Genomic DNA, 25920 nt, shown 5'->3' with positions numbered 1-25920 from the left:
CCGAGCGGTTCCGGAGCGGTCTCCCAGACCTGAGAGAATGGTGAGCATGGCCTCTGATCGACCCCGCGTGCTCTCCGGAATCCAGCCCACCGCAGGCTCGTTCCACCTCGGCAACTACCTCGGCGCCGTCCGCCAGTGGGTAGCCCTGCAGGAGACCCACGACGCCTTCTACATGGTCGTAGACCTGCACGCGATCACGCTGCCCCAGGACCCGGCCGACCTGCGCGCCAACACACGCCTCGCCGCAGCCCAGCTCCTCGCCGCCGGTCTCGACCCGGAGCGCTGCACCCTCTTCGTCCAGAGCCACGTCCCCGAGCACGCCCAGCTCGCCTGGATCATGAACTGCCTCACCGGCTTCGGCGAGGCCTCCCGCATGACCCAGTTCAAGGACAAGTCCGCCAAGCAGGGCGCCGACCGCGCCTCCGTCGGCCTGTTCACCTATCCGATCCTCCAGGTCGCGGATATCCTGCTCTACCAGGCCGACGAGGTCCCGGTCGGCGAGGACCAGCGCCAGCACATCGAGCTGACCCGTGACCTCGCCGAGCGTTTCAACGGCCGCTTCGGCCAGACCTTCACCATCCCGAAGCCGTACATCCTCAAGGAGACGGCGAAGATCTACGACCTCCAGGAACCGTCGATCAAGATGAGCAAGTCGGCGTCCACGCCGAAGGGCCTCATCAACCTGCTCGACGACTCGAAGGCGACGGCGAAGAAGGTCAAGAGCGCGGTCACCGACACGGACACCGTGATCCGCTTCGACCCGGAGGGCAAGCCGGGCGTCAGCAACCTGCTCTCGATCTATTCGACGCTCACCGGTACGGGTATCACCGAACTGGAGGAGAAGTACGTCGGCAAGGGCTACGGTGCGCTCAAGACGGACCTCGCCGAGGTCATGGTCGAGTTCGTGACGCCGTTCCGGGAGCGGACCGAGCAGTACCTGGACGACCCCGAGACGCTGGACTCGGTCCTGGCCAAGGGCGCGGAGAAGGCGCGCGCGGTCGCCGCGGAGACCCTCTCCCAGGCGTACGACAAGGTGGGCTTCCTGCCCGCCAAGCACTGACATGCGCGTACGCCCGTCGCATTGACGGGCACACCACCGGACAGAGCGCTGCACATCACTACGACTGCGCCTGCCCGCGACCCAGTCATGGCCGTACAGTCGATAGCCGGAAGGCTGAGACCGAGCCCGAGACCGCAGCCGACACGACGACAGGAGATGACGTGGGGACCGTAACGATCGGTGTGTCGATCGCGGTCCCGGAGCCTCACGGCAGCCTGCTCCAGGAGCGGCGCGCGGGCTTCGGCGACGCCGCTGCTCACGGCATCCCCACGCATGTCACCCTGCTGCCGCCGACCGACGTCGAGGGCAGCGACCTGCCCGCGATCGACGCGCACCTGACCGAGGTGGCGGGGTCGGGCCGCCCGTTCCCCATGCGGTTGTCCGGCACCGGCACGTTCCGACCGCTGTCGCCGGTCGTGTACGTGCGGATCGCCGACGGCGCCGAGGCGTGCACCTGGCTGCAGAAGCAGATCCGGGACGCCTCCGGGCCGGTGGCACGTGAACTGCAGTTCCCGTACCACCCGCACGTCACGGTGGCCCACGGCATCGACGAAGCGGCCATGGACCGCGCCTACGAGGAACTCGCCGACTACGAGGCCGAGTGGTCCTGCACCGGCTTCGCCCTCTACGAGCAGGGCGCGGACGGCGTCTGGCGCAAGCTCCGCGAGTACCCCTTCGGCGGCTCGGTGGTGCCCCCGCAGGCCTGCGCCCCGGCCGAACAACAGCGGCAGACTCTCTAAATCTCCGCCCGGCCGCCTAGGGCCTCTCGTTTGGATCATGCCGGGCTCGCGGGGTCCGGCACCGCGCCTCGCCGCGTTGTCGTCGGTCGGCAGGGCTCCGCCCTGCCGCCCTCCTCCGCCTTGCGATGCACGGCACCGGACCCCGCTCCCTGATCCGGCCTGATCCAAACGAAAGACCCTAGATCGGCAGTCGCCGGAACAGCGTGCGCGGTACGTGCCGCAGGGCCGACATCACCACGCGCAGGGCGCCCGGTACCCACACCGTCTCCGAGCGTCGTCGCAGCCCCAGCTCCACGGCCGTGGCCACCGCCTCCGGGGTGGTCGCGAGCGGCGCCTCCGGGAGGGCCGCCGTCATCCTCGTCCGGACGAAGCCGGGGCGTACGACCATGACGTGCACGCCCGTGCCGTGCAGGGCGTCGCCGAGGCCCTGGGCGAAGGTGTCGAGGCCGGCCTTGCTGGAGCCGTAGATGAAGTTCGAGCGGCGGGCCCGCTCGCCGGCGACCGAGGAGAGGACGACGAGGGAGCCGTGGCCCTGGGCCTGCAGCGCGCGGCCGCTGACCAGGCCCGCGGAGACGGCACCGGTGTAGTTGGTCTGGGCGACGCGCACGGCGCTGACGGGTTCGCGCTCGTCGCGGGCCTGGTCGCCCAGGATGCCGAAGGCGAGCAGCACCATGTCGATGTCGTCCTCGGCGAAGACCTTGCCGAGGACCGCCTCGTGGGAGTCGGGGTCGAGCGCGTCGAAGGCGACGGTGTGGACGTCGGCGCCCAGGTCGCGCAGGCCCTCGGCGGCCTGTTCCAGGGCGAGGGACGGGCGTCCCGCCAGCCACACCGTGCGGGTGCGCCGGATGATCAGGCGGCGCGCGGTGGCCAGCGCGATCTCGGACGTACCGCCGAGGACGAGGAGGGACTGGGGGAGGCCGAAGGCGTCCTTCACGACAGCTCCTGGAGGTTGAGGCGACGGGCGAGGTCGGACACGAACACCCCGCCCGGGTCGAGCTCCGCGCGCAGGGCGCGGAAGTCGGTGAGACGGGGGTACATCGCGGCGAGCAGTTCCGGCCGCAGCCGGGAGTCCTTGGCCAGGTAGACGCGGCCACCGGCGGCGGCGACCTCCTCGTCCAGCTCGTCGAGGAGGACGCCGAGGCCGGACAGACCGGCCGGGACGTCCAGGGCCAGGGTCCAGCCGGGCAGGGGGAAGGAGAGCCAGCCCGGATCGGCCTCTCCGAACCGCTTGAGGACGGCGAGGAAGGACGGGCACCGGCGCTCGGAGACCCGCCGTACGATCCGGCGCAGCGTGTCCTCCTGGCCGTACCGGACGACGAACTGGTACTGCACGAAGCCGCCGCGGCCGTAGATCCGGTTCCAGTGCGGCACGCCGTCCAAAGGGTGGAAGAAGGTGGAGATCTTCTGCAGTTCACCGGTCCGCGCGCGGGGCGCCTTGCGGTACCAGAGATCGTTGAACAATCCGACGGTTCTACGGGTGAGCAGTCCCTCGGGGAGAAAAGTGGGCGCGGCAGGGAGACGACCAGGGCGGAAGGCCAACGCAGTCCTGCGTGCTCGCGCGGGGAGCGCGTCGAGGGGAGCGTGGTCGCCGCGCGTCAGCACCGCGCGGCCCGTCGCCGCGCCGCGGGCGAGGAGGTCGATCCAGGCGACCGAGTAGCGATAGCGGTGGTCCGTGGCGGTCAGCCGGGCCATCAGGTCGTCGAGGTCGCTCGCGCGCTCGGTGTCCACCGACATCAGGGAGGTCTCGACCGGCAGAAGGCGCAGAGCGGCCCCCAGGATCACGCCGGTCAGGCCCATGCCGCCCGCCGTCGCGTCGAACAGAGGGGTGCCCGGCGTCACCGTACGGACCGAGCCGTCGGCGGTGAGCAGGTCCAGGGAGTCGACGTGGCGCGAGAAGGAGCCCGAGACGTGGTGGTTCTTGCCGTGGATGTCCGCGCCGATCGCGCCGCCGACCGTCACCTGGCGGGTGCCGGGTGTCACCGGCACGAACCAGCCGAGCGGCAGCAGCACCTCCATCAGCCGGTGCAGGGAGACCCCGGCGTCGCACCGCACGGTACCGGCGTCGGCGTCGATCACATGGATCCGGTCCAGGCCCGCCATGTCGAACACCGTCCCGCCGGCGTTCTGTGCCGCGTCCCCGTACGCCCGCCCCAGGCCCCTGGGAATGCCGCCGCGCGCCCCGCAGTCCCGGACGGCCGCCCGCGCCTCGTCGTAGGTGCGGGGGCGGACCAGGCGGGCGGCGGAGGGGGCGGTGCGGCCCCATCCCGTGACGGGAACGGTCTCGGCAGGCATGTCGGTGACCGTATCGCCCCGCTATAAGCGTTTGGAGGGCAAACATCACTTCCCTCCCCGAAATGGGTGATTAATGGGATGTCGCTCAATATTGCCGGAGTTCCAGCGGTGTTGACGTGAACAGTGAGTCCACATGGACGACCTCGACGACATGGACCACCGCATCCTTTCGGCGCTCCGCGCCTGCGGCACCGACCCGAGGATCGCGGGCGCCGCGCGCGCCCTGTCCCGAGCAGGCGAACACGGTGCGCTGTGGCTCGCGGCGGGCCTGACCGGAGCCGCCGTGGACCGCTCCCGGCGCGGCGCCTGGCTGCGCGCCATGGCGCTCACCGCGGGCGCGCACCTCGCCAGCATGGGGGTGAAGCGGATCGTGCGCCGCCCGCGCCCCGCACACGTCGAGCCCCTGGTACGCACCGCCGGGCGGCACTCCTTCCCCAGTTCCCACGCCACCTCCGCCGCGGCCGCCGCCGTCGCCTTCGGAGCACTGGGAGCCCACGTCGTCACGCCGCTCGCCGCAGCGATGTGCCTCTCCCGCCTGGTCGTCGGCGTCCACTACCCGTCGGACGTCGCGGCCGGCGCGGCCCTCGGGGCGCTCACCGCGCGCGCCGGAGCGCGCTGGATGAGGCACAGCACAAACGGGGCGGGGGCAGGCGCGCATGACTGAGACCGCGCCCCTGCACGACACCGTGGCCGCCCTTCCCGAGCAGCACACCCGGCCCGAGCAGCGCCCCGCACCCTCACGCCGAGGCCCCGGCACCATCCTGCGCGGCCTCCTCAGGACCGCCCGCCCCAAGCAGTGGGTCAAGAACACCCTGGTCGTGGCCGCCCCGGCAGCCGCGGGACGGCTGTTCTCCCTCCAGGCCCTCACCCAACTCGCGCTCGTCTTCGCGCTGTTCACCGCCTGCGCGGCCGCCGTCTACCTGGTCAACGACGCCCGCGACGCCGATGCCGACCGCGCCCACCCCACCAAACGGCACCGCCCGGTCGCCGCCGGACAGGTCCCGGTCCCCGTCGCCTACGCCGTCGGAGGGACCCTGGGGGCCCTGGCGCCCGCCGCCGCGGTCTGGCTGACCTCGCCCGTCGTCGCGGCCCTGCTGACCTCCTACATCGGCATGCAACTGGCGTACTGCGTCAGCCTCAAGCACGTCCTCGTGGTCGACCTCGCCGTCGTCACCACCGGCTTCCTCATGCGGGCCATGGTCGGCGGGCTCGCGCTCGGCATCCCGCTCTCGCGCTGGTTCCTGATCACCACCGGCTTCGGCGCGCTGTTCATGGTGGCGGCCAAGCGCTACTCCGAAGCGGTCCAGATGGCCGGAAAGGCGGGTGCCACGCGCGCGTTGCTCACCGAGTACACCACCGGCTACCTCCGCTTCGTCTGGCAGCTCGCCGCCGGTGTCGCCGTTCTCGGCTACTGCCTGTGGGCCCTGGAGGAGGGCGGCGTCCCGCACACCAGCGTGCTGCCGTGGCGCCAGCTGTCCATGGTCGCCTTCATCCTGGCCGTCCTCAGATACGCCGTCTTCGCCGACCGGGGCACCGCAGGCGAACCCGAGGAGGTCGTCCTGCGCGACCGCGCGCTCGCCCTCATCGGGCTGGTGTGGATCGCGATGTACGGGCTGGCGGTGGCCAATTGGTGAAGCCGGCGCCCCGGCGGAGCGAGCTGCTCGGCTTCGCCGCCGTCGGCCTGCTCGCCTACGCCACCGACCTCGCCCTGTTCACCTGGCTGCGCGGCCCCGCCGGCCTCGGCCCGCTCACCGCCAAGGCCCTGTCCTTCCTCGCCGGCTGCACCATCGCCTACCTGGGCAACGCGCTCGGCACCTATCGGCACGCGCGCGTACGGGGCCTGCGCCCGTACGCCGTCTTCTTCGCGGTGAACATCGCCGGCGCCCTCGTGCAGCTCCTCTGCCTCACCGTGAGCCACTACGGCCTCGGCCTCACCTCGCAGCGCGCGGACACGGTCTCCGGCGCCGGAATCGGCATGGCACTGGCCACGGTCCTGCGGTTCTGGGGTACCCGTACATGGGTGTTCCCCGACGAGGGCAGGGTCGGATCATGGACTGGCTGAAAGGGCTCCCCGGAATCGGGCCGTACGTCACGCGCCTGATGGCCACGCACGCGTGGAGGTCGTACGAACGGCTGGATCGCGTGAAGTGGACGCGGCTGGCCGCCGCGATGACGTTCGTCAGCTTCGTCGCGCTCTTCCCGCTGCTGACGGTGGCCGCCGCGGTCGCCGCCGCCACGCTCAGCACCGGCGCGCAGAAGCGGCTCGAGGACAAGATCACGGACCAGGTGCCCGGTATCTCCGAGCAGCTCGACGTCGCCGCCCTGGTGCAGAACGCCGGCGCCATCGGCCTCATCGCGGGCGCCGTCCTGCTGTTCACCGGCATCAACTGGGTCGGCCAGGTGCGGGAGTGCCTGCGCGCGGTGTGGGAGCTGGACGACAGCGAGGAGAACCCCTTCGTGCGCAAGGCCAAGGACGCCGGCGTCCTCGTCGGCCTCGGCGGCGCCGTGCTGGTCACGCTCGGCGCCTCCACCTTCGCCTCGGCTGCCGTCGGCTGGTCGGCCGGACAGCTCGGCCTCGAAGAGCACGGCTGGGGCACCGTCCTGCTGCGGATCGTCGCGTTCGCCGTCGCCGTACTCGCCGACTTCCTGCTCCTGCTGTACGCCCTCACCCTGCTGCCCGGCGTCGAGCCGACCCGGCACCGCCTCTTCGTCGCCGCCCTCGTCGGCGCGGTCGGCTTCGAACTGCTGAAGCTGCTGCTCAGCGGCTATATGCAGGGCATCGCCACAAAGAGCATGTACGGCGCGTTCGGCGTGCCCGTGGCGCTGCTGCTGTGGATCAACTTCACCTCGAAGCTCGTGTTGTTCTGCGCCGCCTGGACGGCGACCGGCAGCAAGCAGGAGGAGGGCGTCACACAGGCACCCGCACCCGCACCCGCACCCGAGCCCGAGCCCGTCAGCGGCGGCGGCGTACCAGGTCCGGCAGCGGCCACCGGCGGTTGACCAGGAACGCCCCGGCCGCGAGCAGCACCAGCACCCCGCCCGCGATGCCCAGCGCCGTCCCGATGCCGCCGACGCCGCCCTTGGCCGAGGCGGCCGCCGCGACGGGCTTGCCGGAGGCGTTGCCGGTGCCACCGGACTCCCCGCCTGCCTGCCCCTCGTCCTGCGATCCGGGCGGGGCGGACTGCACGGCGCCCTTGGGGGGCACCAGCTCGCCCACCGGCGTGACCTTGCCGGCCGCCTTGAAGCCCCAGTCGAAGAGGGCGGCGGTCTCCTTGTAGACCTCGTTGTGGCCGCTCTTCTCCGGGTTCATGACCGTGACCAGCAGCACCCGGCCGTCCCGCTCGGCGACCCCGGTGAAGGTGGCGCCCGCGTTGGTGGTGTTGCCGTTCTTGACGCCCGCGATGCCCGGGTACTGGGAGATGTCGTAGTCGCCGCGCAGCAGCCGGTTGGTGTTCTGGATCTCGTAGGTCCCGCGGGTCGTCTTGCCCTTCTTGTCCTTCTTCGTCTCGCCCGGGAACTTGGCCCGGACGGTCGAGCAGTACTCGCGGAAGTCCTTCTTCTGCAGCCCGGAGCGGGCGAACAGCGTCAGGTCGTACGCCGACGAGACCTGCTCCGCCGCGTCGTAGCCGTCGGGGCTGACCACGTTCGTGTCGAGGGCCTGCAGCTCCTCGGCGTGCTCGTTCATCTCCCGGACGGTGTTGTCGACGCCGCCGTTCATCTTCGACAGGACGTGCACGGCGTCATTGCCGGACATCAGGAACACGCCGAGCCACAGGTCATGGACCGTGTACGTCTCCCCCTCCTTTATCCCGACCATGCTGGAGCCGGACCCGATGCCCTCCAGCTCCTCCCGGGTGACCTTGTGAGGGGTGCTCTTGGGGAACTTCGGCAGCACCGTGTCCGCGAACAGCATCTTCAGCGTGCTCGCCGGGGGCAGCCGCCAGTGGGAGTTGTGCGAGGCGAGCACCTCGCCGGACTCCGCGTCCGCGACGATCCACGACCGGGCGGTGAGGTCCTTCGGCAGCACCGGAACGCCGCCGCCCAGGTTCACCTGTGTCCCCGGTTGCCCGAGGCGGGTGCCGCCGACGGACGACATGTTCGCCGGGGGAGTGGCGGACGGGCTCGTCGACGGCTTGGGCGACGGCTTCGGGGCCGCCACGGCGACGGGCGCGGTCAGCGCGAGGGCCACCAGGGTCGAGGTGACCAGCAGGGATCGCCTGATGGTCTTCTTGGGTGCGGGCACGACGGAGAACGTACCTGCCGCACGCCGGGAAGTCCCGCCGCCCTCCCCACCCCGGTCATGGAACCGGACACCGTGCGGAGATACTGAACGCATGAAGCTCAGCCGCCCGGTCTCCTGGTTCCTGCTCGCCTTCGGGGTGTGGAGCTGGGTCATCTGGGTCACTTTCGTCAAGAACCTGGTCAAGGACAGCAGCGGGCTCGCCTTCGACGACGGCCACCCCACGGCGTACTTCTGGGTGCACCTGCTGCTGGCCGTCGTTTCCTTCGTATTGGGGACGGTCATCGGGGTCATCGGGTTGCGCGGAGTGCGCGCACTGCGCCGAACGTCATAACGGGGGAGCCGACACCGTGGTCATCCTTTTCGCGCTGCTCGCGCTCGCCGTCCTGGTGACGGGCAACTGGTACCTGTGGCGCCGCCTGTTCCGCGACACCACCCGGGGGCCGGGCTGGGCGCGCCGTACCGGCGCCGCGGTGATCGCAGGTGGCTGGATCCTTGCCATCGGCGCACTCGTCGGCGAACGCACGGGAGCCCCGTTCTGGCTCCAGCAGGTCATGGCCTGGCCTGGCTTCCTGTGGCTGGCGTTGTCGATATACCTGCTGCTCGCGGTGGTGGTCGGCGAGGCCGTACGGCCGCTGCTGCAGCGCTACCTGGAGAGACGGGCCCCGGCCGCCGTGACCGCCGTACCGCGACCGGAGCCCGTGCGGTCGGGTGCGGCCAACGAGACGACGGCCACTGAGCAGCCCGAAGACAACGACACACCTCAAGAGGTACTGCTGGCGGCCCCCTCCCGCCGCCTCTTCGTCTCCCGCGTGGTCGGCGGCGCGGCCGCCGCGGCCGCCGTCGGTACGGTCGGCTACGGCACCTACGGCGTCCTGCGCGGCCCGAAGGTGAAGCGGGTCACCGTTCCGCTGGCCAAGCTGCCCCGCGCGGCGCACGGTTACCGGATCGCCGTCGTCAGCGACATCCACCTGGGCCCGGTCCTCGGACGCGGCTTCGCCCAGAAGGTCGTCGACACGATCAACGCGACCCAGCCCGACCTGATCGCGGTCGTCGGCGACCTGGTCGACGGCAGCGTCAAGGACCTCGGCCCGGCCGCCGCGCCCCTGAGGCAACTCCGGTCGCGGCACGGGGCGTTCTTCGTCACCGGCAACCACGAGTACTTCTCCGGCGCCGAGCAGTGGGTCGAGGAGGTACGCCGGCTGGGCCTGCGCCCGCTGGAGAACGCCCGCACCGAGCTGCCATGGTTCGACCTGGCGGGCGTCAACGACATCGCCGGAGAGAGCGACGGCCAGGGCCCCGACTTCGCCAAGGCCCTCGGCGACCGCGACACCACGCGCGCGTGCGTCCTGCTCGCCCACCAGCCCGTGCAGATCCACGACGCCGTCGAGCACGGCGTCGACCTCCAGCTCTCCGGCCACACCCACGGCGGCCAGCTCTTCCCCGGCAACCTCATCGCCGCCGCCGCGAACCCGACCCTGGCCGGCCTGGACCGCTACGGCGACACCCAGCTCTACGTCTCCCGCGGCGCCGGCGCCTGGGGCCCACCCACCCGCGTGGGCGCCCCCTCGGACATCACGGTGATCGAACTGGCGTCGAAGCAGGCGTGACCATACGCACGAACAGCGTGACCATACGCACGAACAGCGTGACCGTACGCACGAACAGGACGGGGACGCGATGGGCGTCGACGTGATGCTGATGCGGGTGGACCAACCGGGCACAAGCCCCCGGCGTCGCCGGCTCACCAGGATCGACGCCCACCTGGACACCGCCGACACCTTCGCCCGCCTCTGCGCGAGCAGCGGCCTGCCCATGCTGGGCCGTGTCGACCTCTACGGCTCCCTGCGCCTGACACCGGGGCAGATGGACCAGCTGACGGACGAGCTCACCGTCCTCGCGGGCCGGGTCCCTCTCGCGACGGACCGCGAAGTCCTGCGCCAGGTCGCCGCGCTCGCCCACCGGTGCGCGGCGGACCCGGCGACCGAGCTGCACCTCGAAGGGGACTGACGGGTTCCGCGGCCGCCCACGCCGATGCCGAGAGAAAGCTGTGAAACCCCCCTGACACACCCTTGGGTAAGAGCTTTCTCATCTCACCAGAATCCTCTTCCCCCGGCTGAAACCCGCGTGATTAGGTGAGCCGCGCCACTTAGGTGAGTGGCATTTTTGGAGGCACACCACCATGCGATCAATTCGCATGCGCGTTCTCGCGGGACTGCTGGTGCTGGCGGCCGCGGGAATCGGCGGCTGGCAGCTGTTGCCGTCGCAGGAGGACACGGGCAAAACCATCAGGGTCGGTACGACAGACACCGTCACCTCGCTCGACCCGGCCGGCGCCTACGACGCCGGCTCCTGGGCCCTGTTCAGCAACGTCTTCCAGACCCTGCTGACGTTCGGTCCGGGCGGCGCCGAGCCCGTGCCGGACGCCGCGAAGAGCTGCGGCTTCCAGGGCAGCGGCCTGCGTACCTACCGCTGCGAACTGCGCGGCGGGCTGAGGTTCCCCGGCGGCCGCGCGATGACCGCCGAGGACGTGAAGTACTCCTTCGACCGGGTCAAGAAGATCAACTCCGATGTCGGCCCGGCCTCCCTGCTCTCCACCCTCCAGTCCGTGGACGCCGACGGCATGACCGTCACCTTCCACCTGTCCTCCGCGGACGCCACCTTCCCGTTCAAGGTGGCCACCGGCGCCGGTTCGATCGTCGACCGTGACAGCTACCCGGCGGCCTCCCTGCGCACCGGCAGCTCCGTCGACGGCACCGGCCCCTACGAGCTGAGCTCGTACAAGAAGGGCCGCGAGGCCGTGCTCAAGCCCTACGGCGACTACAAGGGCGCGGTGAAGCCGGGCCCGCCGATCGAGCTGCGCTACTACGCCGACGGCGAGGCCCTCGACAAGGCCTGGAACGCCAAGCAGGTCGAGGTCGCCACCCGCCAGCTGCCGCCCAAGGTCCTCGCCGGTCTCAACCCCAGCGACCCCGGCCAGCGGGTCTCCGAGGACGACAGCTCCGAGACCCGCAACCTCTACTTCAACACCCGCAAGGGCTCGCCCCTGCACGACGTCCGCGTCCGCAAGGCCATGGCCTGGCTGATCGACCGCGACCAGCTCGCCGCGACCGTCTACGACGGCACGGTCGACCCCCTCTACTCCCTCATCCCGACCGGCATCACCGGCCACACCACGTCCTACTTCGACGCCTATCCCAAGCAGGACCCGAAGCAGGCCCGCAAGCTCCTCGCCGAGGCCGGCGTGAGCCTCCCCGTCCGCTTCACCTACGGCTACGGCCTGGGCAGCGGTTCCGCCGCCGACGAGGCCAAGGAGATCAAGCGGCAACTGGAGGCGACCGGCCTGTTCAAGGTCACGGTCAAGGGTTACGAGTGGACCGACTTCCAGAAGCGCTGGGCCACCGGCAAACTCGACGCGTACGCCGTCGGCTGGGTCGCCGACTACCCCGACGCGGACACCTTCACCGCGCCGCTCGTCGGCACGGACGGCACCATGAACACCGGCTACAGCAACAAGACCGTCGACAACCTCATCAAGAACAGCCGGCAGTACGCCGACCGCGGCCAGGTCTCCCTTGTCTTCCGCGACCTACAGCTGACGGTCGCCGACGACGTGCCGGTCATCCCGCTGTGGCAGCGCAAGGAGTACGTCGTCACCAGCGAGGACGTAGGAGGCGGTCAGTACCTCGACGACGGCGACGGCGTGTTCCGGCTCTGGAAGCTGAACTGGATCTAGGGGGCGACGCGGGCGGGCGGTCAGTCGGTCTTCACCCGACGGTGATCACTCGCCCTGCCTCTTGACGGCCGGATCCGGCAACACCTTCGTCATCCCCGGCAGGAAGTCCGTGAACAGCTCGTGCACCTCCCGCACCAGCGGCCGCAGCACCCGGAACCGGGCCAGTACGACACCGCGCGCGGTGAGGCGGGCGCCCCGCTCCGCCAGCCGGTAACTCCGCTCGCGCCCCTCGGTCCGGTCGAAGATCCAGTACAGGACGAGCCCCATCTGGGAGAGCCACATCAGCTCGGGCAGGATGTCGCGCAGCTCCTCCGGCACCTTCGTCTTCGCCCCCGCCAGCACCTCCCGGTGCACGCTGATCGCCTCCACGCGCGCGTGCTCCGACTCGGGGGAGAAGGGGCTGAGCGGGCTGTCCGGGTCAGCGGCGTTCTTGAAGAACTGCACGGCGAACTCGTGGTAGGGAGTGGCGACGTCCAGCCAGACCCTGAGGACCCCCGCAAGCCGCTCGCCCAGGTCGGTCTCCCGCTCCAGGACCTCGCGGACCGCCGCCCGGTGCTCGGCGGCGAGGCGGTCGTAGAAGCCCTGGATCAGGTGTTCCTTGCCCTCGAAGTAGTAGTACGCGTTGCCGACGGAGACCCCGGCCTCCTTGGCGATGGCCCGCATGGTCGTCTTGTCGTACCCCCGCTCCTGGAACAGCCGCATCGCGGTCTCGAGGATCAGCGCACGGGTCTGCTCGGACTTGGTCTGGGCGGGGCCCTGAGCGGGGCCGTCGTGGTTCGCAGGCACGTAAGGAGCCTAACGAGTGACGCAGCCGCCGCTGTCACAGCCCGGTGGGGACCAGCTCCAGCCGGCGCTCGGGTGGTACGACCACCCGTCGGACCTGCGGTACACCTGCCCGCCCCACAACGTGCCGCCCCGCTGCGTCCCGCGCCACTTGGCGGCGGCCAGCACCGCGCCCCTGGCGAGCCGGGCTCCGGCCGGGGTGCTCAACCGGTGGGCGAGCGGCCGGTGTTCACGCAGCGCCCAGAGCGTCACGATCCAGGCGGCGGCGTCCCGGTAGACCTGCCCCGAGTCGCCGACGACGGTGACCTCGTCGAGCGTGGCCCGGTGGTCGAGCCCGGGGAAGCGCCGCCGGGCCTCCTCCGACCCCGCGGGCACCATCTCCAGCGGCACCAGCTGGGGCTGTCGTACGAGCCAGTCGCGCAGATGGGTGCACAGGCCGCACTCGGCGTCGTACAGGACGGTGAGCCGGCGGACCGGGGCGCGAGCGGCGCCCCGGTCCTCGGTGGTCGTCACGGTGCTCACGCCCCCTGCGTCCCGACCCAGCCCTGCGGCGCCACGGGCGGTACCTGCTCCCGCTCCATCACTCCCCGCCGCCGGATCTTGTTGAGCACGTACACGTTGCCCAGGTGCATCACACCGAGCACCAGCAGCACCACGCCCAGCTTGGTCGACAGGGCCTCGAAGATCTCGCGTGTGTCCGTGATGGTGTCGTCACCACTCAGATACAGCGCCACGAAGCCGAGGTTGACGAGGTAGAAGCCGACCACCAGGAGGTGGTTGACCGCGTCGGCGAGCTTCTCGTTGCCGTGCAGGACGTCGGCCAGGAAGATCCGCCCGTTGCGGCTGAGCGTGCGGGCCACCCAGACGGTCAGCGCGATGCTGACGACCAGGTAGATGACGTAGGCGATGACGGTGCGGTCCATGCCCCACCCCTTCTTGAACGCGTTCAAAACGCTGACAGGGGTGACTGTAGACCTGTTTTTGAACACGTTCAACCGGGGGGCGTGGGAGGGCTGGTGTCAGGCCCTGCGCCCCAACTCCGGGCGCTTGGAGTAGTCCGTGAAGCCGATGACGTTGCCCCATGGGTCGGCGACCTCGACGGTCCATCCGGTGGCGACGGAGAAGGGGCCGTCGAACGGCGGGATCCCGGCATCGGCCAGCCTCTTCGCCGCCGCCCGTGCGTCCGGCACCTCCAGCCACACCCGCGGAGACGGCCAGGGCGGCGGCCGATGCCCCACCCCCTCTTCCTGCTGCAGCAGGATGCCGGGCGTCTCACCCCCGACCTTCAGCGACGCGATCCCGCCCTCGTCGAACCGGAACCCGAGCACGAACCCGGCGCGCTCGTAGAACCTCACGGCCTCACCGAGATCCCCGACCGGCAACAGCACGTTGTCGAAGCCGAGCAGCTCGTACGACTCTTCATCTGACATGCCATCAGATTAGGTGGATGGGACGGCGATGCCGGGGCAGACAGGCCGAGGGCCGCCGGACGTGGAGTCCGGCGGCCCTCGCCCTGGTGCTGCGGTGGCCCGGTGGGCTATCCGATGGCGATGCGGGTCTTCCAGTAGCTCGCCGCGCCGACGATCTCCGTTCCGGAGCCCGACAGGACGGTCTTGCCGCCGGAGTAGAAGCGGACGGACCCGTCGGAGCGGACGGCCCAGATGTCGGGCACGGCGTCGCCGTTGGCGTCGGGCGTGCCCATCAGCAGCGGGATGCCGGCGCTGGACCAGCCGGCCGCGCCGTACTCGGTGTCCGCGCCGCCGGCGGAGTTCGCACCGGCCGCCAGGGAGTTGAGGTCGACCCCGCCCCCGCTCGCGGCGATGCCCTTGCGCAACAGCAGCCGCGAGGACGCGTCCGTGCGGTAGACGATGTCGGTGACGCCGTCGCCGCTGACGTCCATGACTGTCACCAGGTCACGCTCGGTCCACGCGGAGGAGGACAGGCGGACGGCCTGGTCGATGGTGGCGCCGTGGTAGCCGGTGAACACCCACAGAGCGTCTCCCACGGTGGCGAGGAAGTCGGTGCGGCCGTCACCGGTCATGTCGCCCGCGGCGACGATCTGCGTGAGGGTCGACGGGCTCGGCGCGCCCGCCGGCAGCAGGATCTCCTGGCGGCGGTCGATGTCGACCGCGCCGTAACCGTCGCCGGGGTAGACGAAGAGCTTGCCCTCGACCCGCACGACGAGGTCCTGGAGGCCGTCGCCGCCGTAGATGTCGCCGTTGTGGGTGATCAGGGCGCCCTTGAAGTGTCCGTTGGGCGCGGCCACGTACGGCGGCAGGTCGTCGCCGTTGGGGTCCTTCTCGGGGTTGGCCCGGTAGGCGCCCGGCATCGAGTAGTCCAGGTCCCCGGAGCCCTTGGTCAGGTCGGTCGTGGCCTGGGAGGGGTACAGGGCGAGGTTGCCGCCCTCGGTGACGACCATCATGTCGGGCAGCTTGTCGCCCGTGAAGTCGCCGGGGGTGTCGGCCTGGTCGCGCGGGGTCACGTAGAAGAAGTACTTCGTGGCCTCGGAGACGTTGCCCGCGCTGTCGACGGCACGGACGTACAGCACGTTCGGGCCGGCTGTCGGCGGCTTGGCGCCCGAGATGGTGGCGCTGACGCTGGTGGCCGTGCCGTTGGTGCGGGCGAGGCTGCCGGTGTAGCTGGCCGAGTTGAAGCCGTACTCGTAGCGCACGACGTCGGTGTTCAGGGCGCGCACGGTGAAGGCGCCGGCGGTGCCGAACTTCTTCGTCGACCAGTTGGCGTCCTCACCGTCGTTGCCGAAGCCGTTCTCGCTGCCGTCGGCGTTGGGGAAGTCGGTGGAGGACACCTTCGGCGGACGGGGAGCGGTGGTGTCCAGCACGAACCGGCAGGGCGTCTTCGGGTACCAGCCGGAGGTGGTGCCCGCGTCGTCGACCGCCCGCACGCGCCAGGAGTACGTGGCGCCGCTCTTCAGGCCGCTCGTGGAGAACTTGGGCGTGGTGCGCAGCGCGGTGTCGGCGTCGCCGCCCGCGGACACCTTGCCGGTCGACTTCAGCAGGTCGCCGGTGGTGTCCCACTGGCCGGTCTGCCACAGGTCGAAGTCGAAGTAGTCGAGGTTCTTGTCCTTGTCGGCGGCCTTGGCTGTGAAGGTGAGGTCGCCGGAGCCCATGCGGACGTACGGCTTGGTGGTGGTGCACTTGCCGTCCGGGCCGAGGTCGAGGGAGTTGGAGACGATCGACGGCTTGCGGTTGTAGACCAGTTCGAGCACGGGTGCGAAGTCGCCGTTGGCCTGGAACTTCTTCCACGCGTACTGGGCGTTCTCGTCACGGGCGCGCATCCCGAAGGTGATCATGTCCTCGCCCTTGTCGGCTGCCTTCTGGGCACCCTTCTTCACGTCGAAGGTCTCGAAGGCGTCCCGGCAGCCGGACTTGTAGCCGTGCGCGAAGCTCTTGGTGGCGAGCTTGTTGCCGTCGTGCAGCTTGGGCGCGTTCTTCCAGTTGGTGTGTGAGTCGATCTCGCCGGTGAGGTGCACGCTCATCGAGCGGGACTGGCACGACCAGGAGTAGGTCTCCAGCATCCGCAGCTTGGCGCTGGTGATCTTGGTGCCCTTGAGGCCCTTGTCGAAGGAGATGTTGAAGAAGGAGCGCGAGGTGCCCCAGGTGTCGGACTCGAAGCCGACGCGGGCCTCGTGGGTGCCGCCCTTGTTGAAGCCCTTGCCGTTGTAGAACGTGGCGTTGGGGTGCCGGTTGTAGGCGGTGGTCCAGTTCTGGGTGTGCTTCTTGACCGACGGGTCGATGAAGACCGGGTAGGTGGTGGCCGGGTCGTTCAGGAAGTCCTGGTCGGGGGTGAGAGTCCACTGGCCCGCGGAGAGGTCCGCCTCCACGAGGTCGCCGCGCGAGTCGGGGGACGGGCCGTCCAGGGAGGGCAGGCTCAGGGTCGCGGAGGAACCGCTCTGCGAGGGAGCGGGGGTCGGCTCGGCCGGCGCGGAGGGCAGCGGGGACTCCGCCACCGTCGGCTCGGGTCCGTCGCTCGCCGACGGCAGCACCTCGACGTCCGTGTCGCTCTGCTCGTCGGACTCGACCGCCTCCTCGGAGGGGCTCGCGGTGTCCGAGGGCGACTCGCTCGTGGAGTCCGTCGGGTCCGGGGACTCGGGCGTGGTCGGCTGGGCGGTCGCGCCGACCGTGCCGTCGGTGACGGCCGGGGCGCCGCTGCTGTCCCACATCAGCGGAGTGGGGGAGACGGCCACCTCGTCGCCGTAGGCGCTCTCGGCGCTGACCACGCCGCTGACCGGGTCGAGCCGGAAGGTCAGGTCGGCCGAGTGCAGGCCGTAGGAGAGCTGCTGCACATGCGGGTCGGCGGCCGCCTGACGGTTCTTCACCACGACGACCTGTCCGAAGCCGTCGTCGTCGGCGACCAGCACCAGGTCGCCGCCGGGGAAGATCTCCGGATACAGGATCCGGTTGCCGTCGACGATCGGCGTGGGCACGGCGCCCGGCCAGGTCAGCTGGATCGCGTAGTCACCGCCGCCGACGTACAGCGTGGCCAGCGGTGTTCCGGTGTCGGCGGCGGCGGTCCTCACGAGGGAGACGCGCCGCACCGTCGAGCGGGAGGAGCGCTCACCGCTGCCTTCGGCCCCGGCGGAGAACACCACCCGGGTGTTGGTGGCCTTGGGCTCCCAGCCCTCCTTGGTGCGGTGCAGGCTCGGGTCGATCTTCCGCCACTCGCCGCCCACCTTGGCCCGGATCGGGGAGGAGTACAGCCGCTTCGTCATCAGGCCGTCCGGCTGTGCCCACGTGGTCGAGGACGCGGTGCGCGCCGTCGTGACCTCGACGCTGCGGCCCGTGCGGGCCGCCTGCGCGAGGGCGGTGGACTCGCTGACCGTCTTCGTCCGGCGATCGTCGCCGGCCCTGTCGTGCGGTGCGTCGCCGGACAGTTCGAAGCCGGCGTAGGCGATGCCGGTCGCGGCGATGGCGCTCGCGAGCAGTGCCGCGGTGGCCCGACGGCCGGGTCTGCGACGCAAGTTGCGCGTCATCGGACGGGTTCCCCTTCCCCCAGAGAGACCGGCGGACCGGACGCAGTGCCCCCACCGGACCTGCCCCCACCGGACGGCTGATGATGACTCAAGAAGGTGTTGTCGTCACCCTGTGAAGATCGATGGCCATCGCGCGGGCCACCACCGAGGTGTGTGCGCGGCGGAGGGTGACCGGACGGTGATGCCGGTTCAGAAATGACTGATTTCGCATCAGGAGAGACAAATCCTGGTCGGATTCGGGTACTTGTAAGTAAGTTTTCAGTAAGAAGACTGAATGCGGCGCGATCACCCGTTACGCACTGTGATCGTGTTCACATGAACACGTGGGACCTGGTATTCGTTCACACCTTGACCACAGAATCTGCGCTGTCTGAAAGTCATCACGCGTGGTCCTTCACCGGCCCCGCTTCGAGTGGTCCGGGGGAACCTCTTCGTGTTCGGCCGCCGCCTTCCGCATGCCCGCCGCAGCGTCGCACGCACCGCCATACCGACCGCGGCAGCCGCCCTGCTGGTGGGGCTGTTGCCCACCCAGTCGCTGGCGCTGCCACCCGATCCCAACCCGACGTACGACGAGAGCGGCCGGGAGACGGTTCCGCTGGAACAGCTGGAGAACGAAGTGCCCATCGAGGGCAAGGTGTTCTCCCGTCACCTGGACACCCTCAAGGGCCAGGTACCCGACGACCTGCTCGCGGCACCGACCAACACCACGTCCCCGCCGTCCAACCTGGCGGGCTCGGTGACCTTCGGCGCGCCGGCCACGACACCGACGGCGCTGCGCTCCTCCGCCTCGGCCCAGCAGGTCGCCCTGACCCCCGTGGGAACCCTCCCGGTCAGCCTCGGCCAGGCCCCCGACCAGCCGGTGCCCACCGGGACGTGGCAGGTCTCGATCCCGGACCGCACCTCCGCCGTCAGCCAGGGTGTCGACGGTGCCGTCCTGAAGGTGCAGGCCCCGGCCACCGGCGCGGTCCCCGTCTCCGTGAAGCTCGACTACACGAAGTTCCAGAGCCTCTACGGCGCCGACTGGGCCTCCCGGCTGAGTTTCGTGCAGTTCCCCGAGTGCTACCTGACCACGCCGGACGACGAGGCGTGCCAGACGTACGAGGAGCTGGAGACCACCAACGACACGGCCTCCAACTCCCTCACCGCCACCGTCGACCCGGCAGCCGACGGCACGGTCACGCCGGCCTCGGCACCGTCGGCCGCCTCTGCCACCGGTTCCGGTGTGTTCCAGGCCGCCTACCGCGACTCGAACTCCGCGACCCCGGCGGCCGCCACCGGCGACACCGCCGTCATCGGCGCCGTCGACTCCGGCACCGGCAACGGCGGCACTTTCAAGGCGACCCCGCTCGCCTCCGACGGCAAGTGGGAGGTGGCCGGGTCGTCGGGCGCGTTCACCTGGTCCTACCCGCTGACCGTCCCGCCCGCGCCCGCGGGCCCCGCCCCCAAGGTCTCCTTCGAGTACAACTCGCAGACCGTGGACGGCCGCACCGCGGTCTCCTCACCCCAGGCGTCCTGGATCGGCGAGGGCTGGACCTACGACGCCGGCTACATCGAGCGCCGCTACCGCACCTGCAAGGACGACCGCAAGACGCTCGACTCCGGCACGCCCAACAACACGGCGAAGAAGGACAAGACGTCCGACCTGTGCTGGGTGTCGTACAACGCGGCGATGTCCCTCAACGGGAAGACCACCGAGCTGGTCCGCGCCGCCGCCTCGGGCAGCGACCCCGAGACGGACACCGAGACCTACCGCCTGATGCAGGACGACGGCACGCGCGTCGAGCACAAGGTCGGCGCCACCAACGACGACAACAACGGTGAGTACTGGGTCGTCACGACCCGGGACGGCACGAAGTACTACTACGGCCAGAACCAGGTCGGCGGTGGCCACGCCGACACCAACTCCGTCTCCACCGTGCCCGTCTTCGGCAACCACCCGAAGGAACCCTGCCACGCCGACGCCTTCGCCGACTCCCGCTGCGGCGCCGGCAAGCAGCAGGCCTGGCGCTGGGGCCTGGACAAGGTCGTCGACGTCCACGGCAACACGATGGTCGTCACCTGGAAGCAGGAGTCGAACCACTACGCCGTCCGTAAGAAGTTCAAGTCGCCCGAGCAGTACGACCGCGCCGCCTACCCGACCGTCATCGAGTACGGCATGCGCAGCGACCTCACCAAGCCGTCCGCGAAGGTCGAGTTCGGCGTCGAGCAGCGCTGCCTGAAGTCCACGACCGCCTGCGACGCGGCCAACTTCGCCAAGACGGACGACCCGGGCGCCTACCGGCCGTGGTGGGACACCCCCGGCAACCTCAACTGCAAGTCCACGTCCAAACTCTGCCCGCAGTTCCCGTCGTTCTGGACGCAGATGCGCCTGGACACGGTGACCACCAAGGCGGCACGCGCGGGACAGACCGGCCTCGGATCCGTCGACAAGTACACGCTCCACCAGTCCTTCCCGGAGGACTGGTACGACACCGCGCCGGGCCTGTGGCTGAACTCCATCACCCGCACCGGCTACGCGCCCGGTGACACCACCGGCACCGCCCAGTCCGCGGACGGCGTCAGCTTCTCCGCGTACACCGTCGGCTCCACCTCGCCGCTGCACACCCGGCTGAAGGACCGCCAGCTGCCCAACCTGGTCCTCACCGGCAAGAGCGACCAGCGCCCCGCCTTCACCCGCCCCCGCATCGGCACCGTCTCCACCGAGTACGGCGGCGACATCGAGGTCGAGTACACCGGCGGCTGCGCGAGCGAGCCATCCGAGGACAAGGGCCGCAGCAACGGCACCTGCTACCCGGTGCGCTGGTCCCCCGACGGCGACGAGAAGACGCCCGCGAAGGCCTGGTTCAACAAGTACGTCGTCTCCTCCGTCACCGAGACCGACAAGGTCACCTCGCACGGCAAGCCCGTCATCACCACGTACAAGTACTCCGGTTCCGCCTGGGCCAAGAGCGACGACGAGTTCACCCGCCCGGCACTGCGCACCTACAGCGACTGGAAGGGCTACCGGCAGGTCTCCGTCCGTAAGGGCGGCAAGACCGTCTCGGAACAGGGCGACGTCAACCCCCAGTCGTACACCGTCACGCGCTACTTCCAAGGCGTCGGCGGCGAGGTCAAGGACTCCACCGGCACCTACACCCTCCTCGCCGACGACGCGCCGCAGTTCGCGGGCATGACCGCCGAGGTCATCACCTACCTGAACTCCGACGGCAAGGTCCAAAAGCGTGCCCTGACCTTCCCCTACTCCAAGCAGACCGCCTCCCGCGCCCGGGAGAACGAGGACGGGACGGCCGGCGAGCCGCTGCTTGCCCACCGCGTCGGCGTCAAGCGCACCGACGAGATCCAGACGGCGGACCCGACCTGGCGTGCCGTACGCAGGATCACCACGGTCGACGACACCTACGGCCTGCCCCTCCAGGTGGAGACGGTCGTCGTCAAGCCCAACGGCAGCTCCGAGACCCTTTCCGACCAGACCTGCACCACCACGTCGTACGTGCACAACACCTCGGCCTGGCTGATCGGCCTGGCCAAGGAGCAGCGCGTCACCGGCACCAGCTGCGCCACCCAGGCCGCGGCCGACCCCGCCACCAAGGTCAAGTCGATCGAGCAGAACACCTACGACAACCTCACCTACGGCGACGCGCCCACCAAGGGCCTGGTCACCTCCAAGGCCGAGAACGACGGGGCCGGCACGGCGGTGTCCTTCGTCGTCACCACGACCTACGACCCCCTGGGCCGGGTCCGCAAGGTCACCTCGCCCGGGACCGGCACCACCGAGACCCAGTACACCCCCGCCGACGCGGGCGGCCCCGTCACCGAGGTCAAGTCGATCAACGCCAAGGGCCACACCACCACCACGACCTACGACCCCGGACGTGGCCTGGCCCTGACGCTCACCGACCCCAACGGCCGCGTCACCCGCAACGAGTACGACGCCCTCGGCCGGCTGGTGAAGGGCTGGTCGCCCTCGCGTCAGTCCGTCGGCCAGTCGCCGTCCGTGCAGATCTCCTACCAGATGGCGGTGGCCACCCCCGACCAGAACCGCCCGGCCGCGATCACCGTCCAGAGGCTCAAGGACGACGGCACCTACGCCCGCGAGATCACCCTCTACGACGGTCTCCAGCGCGAGGTCCAGAAGCAGACCGAGGCCCACGGCCCCGGCCGGATCATCGTGGACACCTCGTACAACGACCACGGGCTGGTCGACGAGAAGACCGCCTCCTACCTGGCCAAGGGCGAGCCGAGCACCGAGCTGTTCGCGCCCCGGTCCAAGTCGCTGATCCCCAGCTACGTCAAGCACCGCTACGACGGCCTGGAGCGCGAGGTCCGCGCCTCGACCTACCACAGCGGCGACTACAAGTACGCTACCTACACCAGCTACAGCGACACCAGCACCTACGTGGACCCGGTGGGCTCCACGGCCCCGCGCACCCGGACCTACTACGACGCCCTCGGCCGGGTCACCTCGATCAAGCACTACAGCAAGGGCGACTCCGACTCCACCAACGGCCGCACCACGACGTACGACTACGACGCCCGCGGCCTGCGCAGCAAGGTCACCGACCCGGCCGGCAACGTCTGGTCCTACGTGTACGACGCTCGCGGCCGGGTCACGTCCGCCACCGACCCCGACACCGGCACCACGAACACCTGGTACGACGCCGCCGACCGCGCGAACCGTGTGAAGAACGCGCGGCAGCAGGAGACGTTCACCGAGTACGACGTGCTGGGCCGGGTGCGGTACGTGCGGCGGGGCTCCGCCACGGCGACCCCGGCCAAGGAGTACACCTACGACGAGTCGCCCGGCGGACTCGGCAAGCAGACCGCCGCGATCCGCCACACCGACGGCGGCGACTACGTCCAGCGTGTCACCGGCTACGACTCCGAGTACCACGTCAGCGGCAGCGAGACGGTCGTCCCGGCCAACGCCCTGACCACCGGCCTGTCCGGCACGTACACCTACGCCTACACCTACACGCCCACCGGCAAGCCGCAGTCCGTCACCCTGCCCGCGAAGGGCGGCCTGAAGAGCGAGAAGGTCGTCACCCGCTACAACCGCGACGGCCTCGCCGAGTCGACCTCCGGTCTCACCTGGTACACGGCCGACGCCACCTACTCGCCCTACGGCGAGGTGCTGCGCACGGTCTCCGGCTCACAGCCCTACCGGGTGTGGACGACGAACTTCGTCGACCCGCACACCGGCCGTCTCCAGCGCACGGTGACCGACCGCGAGACCTCGGGACCGCACCGCATCACTGACGGCTACTACTCCTACGACGCCTCCGGCACCATCACCTCCAACGCCCGCCAACTGTCGGACGCGGCCTGGGACACCCAGTGCTACACCTACGACGTCATGGGCGAGCTGGTGCACGCCTGGACGTCGAAGATCACGCCGACCGGCACCGGCACCGGCTGCAAGACGGCCGACGGCACGGCGTGGGGCCACCGCACCGACTACGCGCCCTCCTCCGGCCCGGTCGCTGACGCCCCCGACGAGGGCACGGACGCCCTGAGCCCCGACTCGGCGCTGACGTCGACGCTCGCGGCCGCCGCCCCGGACGCCACCACCGTCTCCACCGGCAGCACCGCCTACCGCCAGTCGTTCACCTTCGACTGGATCGGCAACCGCGCCACGCTGACCGACCACGACACGGCGGACGCGACGAAGAACGTCACGTACTCCTACGGCTACGGCAAGAACTCGACGCAGCCGCACACGATGACGTGGACCAGCTCCACCCCTGCCGGCAAGGGCAGCGCCTACACCTACGACGCGACGGGCAACACCACCGTCCGCGACCTGTCCACCACCACGCAGGACCTCGTCTGGTCCTCCGAGAACAAACTGGAGTCGATCACCGACGACGGCAAGAAGACGACTTACGTCTACGACGCCGACGGCAACCGCATCCTGGAGAACTCCCCCTCCGGATCCACCCTGTACCTGGGTGACACGGAGCTGACCACGGACACGGCGGGCACCATCACCCGCGCGTCCAGGTCCTACGCCCAGGCCGGTGCGCCCACCGTCGTCCGCACCACCACCAACGGGGCGACGACCGGCCACAAGCTCGGCGTCCTGCTCGCCGACCAACTGGGCACCTCCGACACCTCGGTGGACGTCGCCTCCGGCCAGGCCGTCACCCGCCGCGCCTTCAAGCCGTACGGCGAGAACCGCGGCACCAAGCCGGCGAGCTGGCCCAATAAGCGCGGCTACCTGGGCACCGGCATCGACGACGCGGCCACCGGCCTCACCCACATCGGCGCCCGCGAGTACGACCAGACCTCCGGCCGCTTCCTCTCCGCGGACCCGGTCATCGACGTCGCCGACCCGCTCCAGATCAACGGCTACGCCTACTCCCGCAACAGCCCGATCTCGACCTCCGACCCGGACGGCCTGCGTCCCGTCGGCGTGTGCGAGGGGGGTGGCGGCTGCCCGCCCGGCACCAGGGAGTGGTTCACCCAGGACAGCAAGGGCCACTGGGTCCAGCACATGGTGCAGCAGGACATGACGTCCCGCTCCGACGGCTCCACACTGTTCACCTACACCCACACCGCCGGGCGCCTGAAGGCCAAGACGTACGTCTCGGTCGGCAAGTACGGCATCTACAACGGCATCGCCCCGCTCGGCGAGAACCGGAGGAAGCAGCAGGCCAAGGAGCTGTTCAACTTCTTCGTCTTCGACACCGAGCAGGCCGGTCAGTGCAAGGACGACGTGTCCTGGGGCAACTGCGGGCCCATGGCAGCGGACCTGCCGTGGGGCAAGGTCTTCAAGCTCCTGAAGCTGGGCAAGGCCAAGAAGGCGGACGACGTCGTCGACGCGGCCACCGACGCCAGGAAGACCCCCAGCTGCAACAACTGCTTCCTGGCCGGCACCGACGTGCTCATGGCCGACGGCTCCACCAAGGACATCGAGGACGTCGAACTCGGTGACCAGGTCCTGGCAACCGACCCGGAGACCGGAAAGACGGCCCCCCGGAAGGTCACCCGCCTCATCCGCACGGACGGCGACAAGTACTTCAACGAGCTGTCCATCGCCACACGGGACGGCATCGAGAAGCTCACCGCCACGCACGAGCACCCGTTCTGGTCGCCTTCCGCGAAGAACTGGGTGGCCGCGAGGGACCTCAAGCCGGGCATGAGCCTGCGCACCGACAAGGGCGACACCGTCGTCGTGACGGGCAACCGCCCGTTCACCGGGCACACCCGGACGTACAACCTGACGGTCGACGACCTGCACACGTACTACGTGCTGGCCGGCTCGACGCCGGTGCTGGTCCACAACTCCACGCCCTGCGATCCGTGGACCTCGTACCGCAAGGTCGACGAGGACGGCCACCCCGTGAACAACACGAGGATGCCGACCGACGAGGTCCTCGACGCGGCGGAGCGGTGGCTCGGCCCGGGCTACACCGAGCCGGTGGCCGGCAGCGGACGGTACGTCTCCGCGGACGGCACCCGTGTCGCCCGCATGGGAGAGACGGACATCACCGGCCAGCACGGCGGCGGACCCCACATGAACTTCGAGCGGCTGGTACCGAATCCGAGGAAGCCCGGCAAGATGATGATCGTCGAGAACCGCCACATCTACCTCGAATAGAAACGATGAACTGATGGATCGCACGATCGATGTCCCCGACCACCGCCCCGGCGAGGCCCTCCGCTTCGCCTGGGAGGACGGTTTCGAGATCGAGCTGAAGGTCAGCGCGACGGAGGTCGCCATCAAGGCGAACCCCGCCGGCCTGGTCTCCCTCGCCCGCCACCTCCTGACCCTCGCCCAGGACGGCGTCACCAACGGCGCCCACCTCCACCTGACGGCGGACCAGGAGATCGAGGGAGAGCACGACCTGATCCTCGAACGCGGAGAGTTCTGAGCGAGCGTTCTGACCGAGTGTCCTGAGCGAGTGTCCTGAGCGAACGGCCAAGGCCCCGCTCCCCATGCGCAACCGGGGGGCGGGGCCTTGCCGTTGGCCACGGCAATGACGGAGAAGTCGCGGTCGGCGTAGCTGGCCCCGTTGTCCGACGTCGTGACCCGGGCTTTCCTGCGATCGCTGCGAGCAGCAACAGCGTTCCCGTGTC

The 25920-nt window shown here is 70.1% G+C and carries 20 protein-coding genes; 12 read left to right on the top strand and 8 right to left on the bottom strand.

The features are described 5' to 3' along the window. Positions 1-46 precede the first annotated feature (46 nt). Together trpS and AC067M_RS06640 are read left to right on the top strand one after the other, a co-directional pair. Complete coding sequence (gene trpS, locus AC067M_RS06645) at positions 47-1060, top strand: tryptophan--tRNA ligase (RefSeq protein WP_478695865.1); 1014 nt, start codon at positions 47-49, stop codon at positions 1058-1060. A 161-nt stretch (positions 1061-1221) separates the two neighbouring features. Next, positions 1222-1800 (top strand): 2'-5' RNA ligase family protein, encoded by a 579-nt coding sequence (locus AC067M_RS06640; RefSeq protein WP_478695864.1) that lies wholly within the window; start codon positions 1222-1224, stop codon positions 1798-1800. A gap of 178 nt (positions 1801-1978) precedes the next feature. On the opposite strand, the gene AC067M_RS06635 is transcribed toward AC067M_RS06640, so the two are convergent. Together AC067M_RS06635 and AC067M_RS06630 are read right to left on the bottom strand one after the other, a co-directional pair. Next, positions 1979-2734 carry a decaprenylphospho-beta-D-erythro-pentofuranosid-2-ulose 2-reductase gene (locus AC067M_RS06635; RefSeq protein WP_478695863.1) on the bottom strand — a complete coding sequence of 252 codons (756 nt, stop codon included), beginning with the start codon at positions 2732-2734 and terminating at the stop codon, positions 1979-1981. Beyond that, positions 2731-4092 carry an FAD-binding protein gene (locus tag AC067M_RS06630; RefSeq protein ID WP_478695862.1) on the bottom strand — a complete coding sequence of 454 codons (1362 nt, stop codon included), beginning with the start codon at positions 4090-4092 and terminating at the stop codon, positions 2731-2733. The genes AC067M_RS06635 and AC067M_RS06630 overlap by 4 nt, the downstream gene beginning before the upstream one ends. A gap of 133 nt (positions 4093-4225) precedes the next feature. Here AC067M_RS06630 and AC067M_RS06625 point away from each other — a divergent pair, with 133 nt between their 5' ends. Genes AC067M_RS06625 through AC067M_RS06610 form a run of 4 tightly spaced genes read left to right on the top strand, consistent with a single transcriptional unit; the run spans position 4226 to position 7092 of the window. Then, the gene (locus tag AC067M_RS06625; RefSeq protein ID WP_478695861.1) at positions 4226-4756 is read left to right on the top strand and encodes a phosphatase PAP2 family protein; all 531 of its coding nucleotides are present in this window, start codon (positions 4226-4228) and stop codon (positions 4754-4756) included. Further along, entirely contained in the window at positions 4749-5726 is a 978-nt protein-coding gene (locus AC067M_RS06620; RefSeq protein WP_478695860.1) for a decaprenyl-phosphate phosphoribosyltransferase, read from the top strand. The genes AC067M_RS06625 and AC067M_RS06620 overlap by 8 nt, the downstream gene beginning before the upstream one ends. Then, entirely contained in the window at positions 5720-6154 is a 435-nt protein-coding gene (locus tag AC067M_RS06615; RefSeq protein WP_478695859.1) for a GtrA family protein, read from the top strand. The genes AC067M_RS06620 and AC067M_RS06615 overlap by 7 nt, the downstream gene beginning before the upstream one ends. Further along, positions 6142-7092: a YihY/virulence factor BrkB family protein gene (locus AC067M_RS06610; RefSeq protein WP_478695858.1), complete on the top strand. Its 951-nt coding sequence runs from the start codon at positions 6142-6144 to the stop codon at positions 7090-7092. The genes AC067M_RS06615 and AC067M_RS06610 overlap by 13 nt, the downstream gene beginning before the upstream one ends. Here the strand turns inward: AC067M_RS06610 and AC067M_RS06605 are convergent. Further along, complete coding sequence (locus AC067M_RS06605; RefSeq protein ID WP_478695857.1) at positions 7046-8335, bottom strand: D-alanyl-D-alanine carboxypeptidase family protein; 1290 nt, start codon at positions 8333-8335, stop codon at positions 7046-7048. The two genes, AC067M_RS06610 and AC067M_RS06605, sit on opposite strands and share 47 nt — an antisense overlap. A 91-nt stretch (positions 8336-8426) precedes the next feature. Here AC067M_RS06605 and AC067M_RS06600 point away from each other — a divergent pair, with 91 nt between their 5' ends. The 4 genes from AC067M_RS06600 to AC067M_RS06585 all read left to right on the top strand — a co-directional run bounded on the left by AC067M_RS06600 (position 8427) and on the right by AC067M_RS06585 (position 12068). Then, a complete protein-coding gene (locus tag AC067M_RS06600) occupies positions 8427-8666 on the top strand; it encodes an SCO4848 family membrane protein (RefSeq protein WP_478695856.1) in 240 nt (79 codons plus the stop codon). A 16-nt stretch (positions 8667-8682) separates the two neighbouring features. Further along, positions 8683-9942, top strand: a complete 1260-nt coding sequence (locus AC067M_RS06595) for a metallophosphoesterase (RefSeq protein WP_478695855.1) — start codon at positions 8683-8685, stop codon at positions 9940-9942. Between the two features lie 70 nt (positions 9943-10012). Then, on the top strand, positions 10013-10342 hold the full coding sequence (locus AC067M_RS06590; protein WP_478695854.1) for a hypothetical protein: 330 nt from the start codon (positions 10013-10015) through the stop codon (positions 10340-10342). Positions 10343-10529: 187 nt separating this feature from the next. Continuing rightward, positions 10530-12068 carry an ABC transporter substrate-binding protein gene (locus tag AC067M_RS06585; protein ID WP_478695853.1) on the top strand — a complete coding sequence of 513 codons (1539 nt, stop codon included), beginning with the start codon at positions 10530-10532 and terminating at the stop codon, positions 12066-12068. A 45-nt stretch (positions 12069-12113) separates the two neighbouring features. Here AC067M_RS06585 and AC067M_RS06580 read toward each other — a convergent pair whose 3' ends face one another. The 5 genes from AC067M_RS06580 to AC067M_RS06560 form a co-directional block, all read right to left on the bottom strand. Beyond that, positions 12114-12854, bottom strand: coding sequence for a TetR/AcrR family transcriptional regulator (locus AC067M_RS06580; RefSeq protein ID WP_478695852.1), 741 nt, complete (start codon positions 12852-12854; stop codon positions 12114-12116). A gap of 9 nt (positions 12855-12863) precedes the next feature. Next, on the bottom strand, positions 12864-13373 hold the full coding sequence (locus tag AC067M_RS06575) for a thiol-disulfide oxidoreductase DCC family protein (RefSeq protein ID WP_478695851.1): 510 nt from the start codon (positions 13371-13373) through the stop codon (positions 12864-12866). After that, positions 13370-13774 (bottom strand): hypothetical protein, encoded by a 405-nt coding sequence (locus AC067M_RS06570; RefSeq protein ID WP_478695850.1) that lies wholly within the window; start codon positions 13772-13774, stop codon positions 13370-13372. Before AC067M_RS06570 ends, AC067M_RS06575 begins: the two co-directional genes overlap by 4 nt. Positions 13775-13870: 96 nt before the next feature. After that, entirely contained in the window at positions 13871-14281 is a 411-nt protein-coding gene (locus tag AC067M_RS06565) for a VOC family protein (RefSeq protein ID WP_478695849.1), read from the bottom strand. A gap of 107 nt (positions 14282-14388) precedes the next feature. Then, the gene (locus AC067M_RS06560; RefSeq protein WP_478695848.1) at positions 14389-17841 is read right to left on the bottom strand and encodes a DNRLRE domain-containing protein; all 3453 of its coding nucleotides are present in this window, start codon (positions 17839-17841) and stop codon (positions 14389-14391) included. A gap of 433 nt (positions 17842-18274) precedes the next feature. On the opposite strand from AC067M_RS06560, the gene AC067M_RS06555 reads away from it, so the two are divergent. Together AC067M_RS06555 and AC067M_RS06550 are read left to right on the top strand one after the other, a co-directional pair. After that, positions 18275-25441: a polymorphic toxin-type HINT domain-containing protein gene (locus tag AC067M_RS06555; protein WP_478695847.1), complete on the top strand. Its 7167-nt coding sequence runs from the start codon at positions 18275-18277 to the stop codon at positions 25439-25441. Positions 25442-25454: 13 nt separating this feature from the next. After that, complete coding sequence (locus AC067M_RS06550) at positions 25455-25715, top strand: Imm32 family immunity protein (RefSeq protein WP_478695846.1); 261 nt, start codon at positions 25455-25457, stop codon at positions 25713-25715. The last annotated feature ends 205 nt before the right edge of the window (positions 25716-25920 follow it).

The organism is Streptomyces sp. NPDC043427, assembly GCF_056436655.1.
The sequence above is the reverse complement of the archived record's forward strand: the minus strand, read 5'-3'. Positions and strand labels throughout refer to the sequence as shown.

Bases quoted from the DNA above. Each gene is read 5' to 3' on its own strand.
- AC067M_RS06585 (WP_478695853.1), top strand. From the start codon at position 10,530: ATGCGCGTTCTCGCGGGACTGCTGGTGCTGGCGGCCGCGGGAATCGGC.
- AC067M_RS06550 (WP_478695846.1), top strand. From the start codon at position 25,455: ATGGATCGCACGATCGATGTCCCCGACCACCGCCCCGGCGAGGCCCTC.
- AC067M_RS06630 (WP_478695862.1), bottom strand. From the start codon at position 4,092: ATGCCTGCCGAGACCGTTCCCGTCACGGGATGGGGCCGCACCGCCCCC.
- AC067M_RS06625 (WP_478695861.1), top strand. From the start codon at position 4,226: ATGGACGACCTCGACGACATGGACCACCGCATCCTTTCGGCGCTCCGC.
- AC067M_RS06620 (WP_478695860.1), top strand. From the start codon at position 4,749: ATGACTGAGACCGCGCCCCTGCACGACACCGTGGCCGCCCTTCCCGAG.
- AC067M_RS06560 (WP_478695848.1), bottom strand. From the start codon at position 17,841: ATGACGCGCAACTTGCGTCGCAGACCCGGCCGTCGGGCCACCGCGGCA.
- AC067M_RS06570 (WP_478695850.1), bottom strand. From the start codon at position 13,774: ATGGACCGCACCGTCATCGCCTACGTCATCTACCTGGTCGTCAGCATC.
- trpS (WP_478695865.1), top strand. From the start codon at position 47: ATGGCCTCTGATCGACCCCGCGTGCTCTCCGGAATCCAGCCCACCGCA.
- AC067M_RS06610 (WP_478695858.1), top strand. From the start codon at position 6,142: ATGGACTGGCTGAAAGGGCTCCCCGGAATCGGGCCGTACGTCACGCGC.
- AC067M_RS06590 (WP_478695854.1), top strand. From the start codon at position 10,013: ATGGGCGTCGACGTGATGCTGATGCGGGTGGACCAACCGGGCACAAGC.
- AC067M_RS06565 (WP_478695849.1), bottom strand. From the start codon at position 14,281: ATGTCAGATGAAGAGTCGTACGAGCTGCTCGGCTTCGACAACGTGCTG.
- AC067M_RS06600 (WP_478695856.1), top strand. From the start codon at position 8,427: ATGAAGCTCAGCCGCCCGGTCTCCTGGTTCCTGCTCGCCTTCGGGGTG.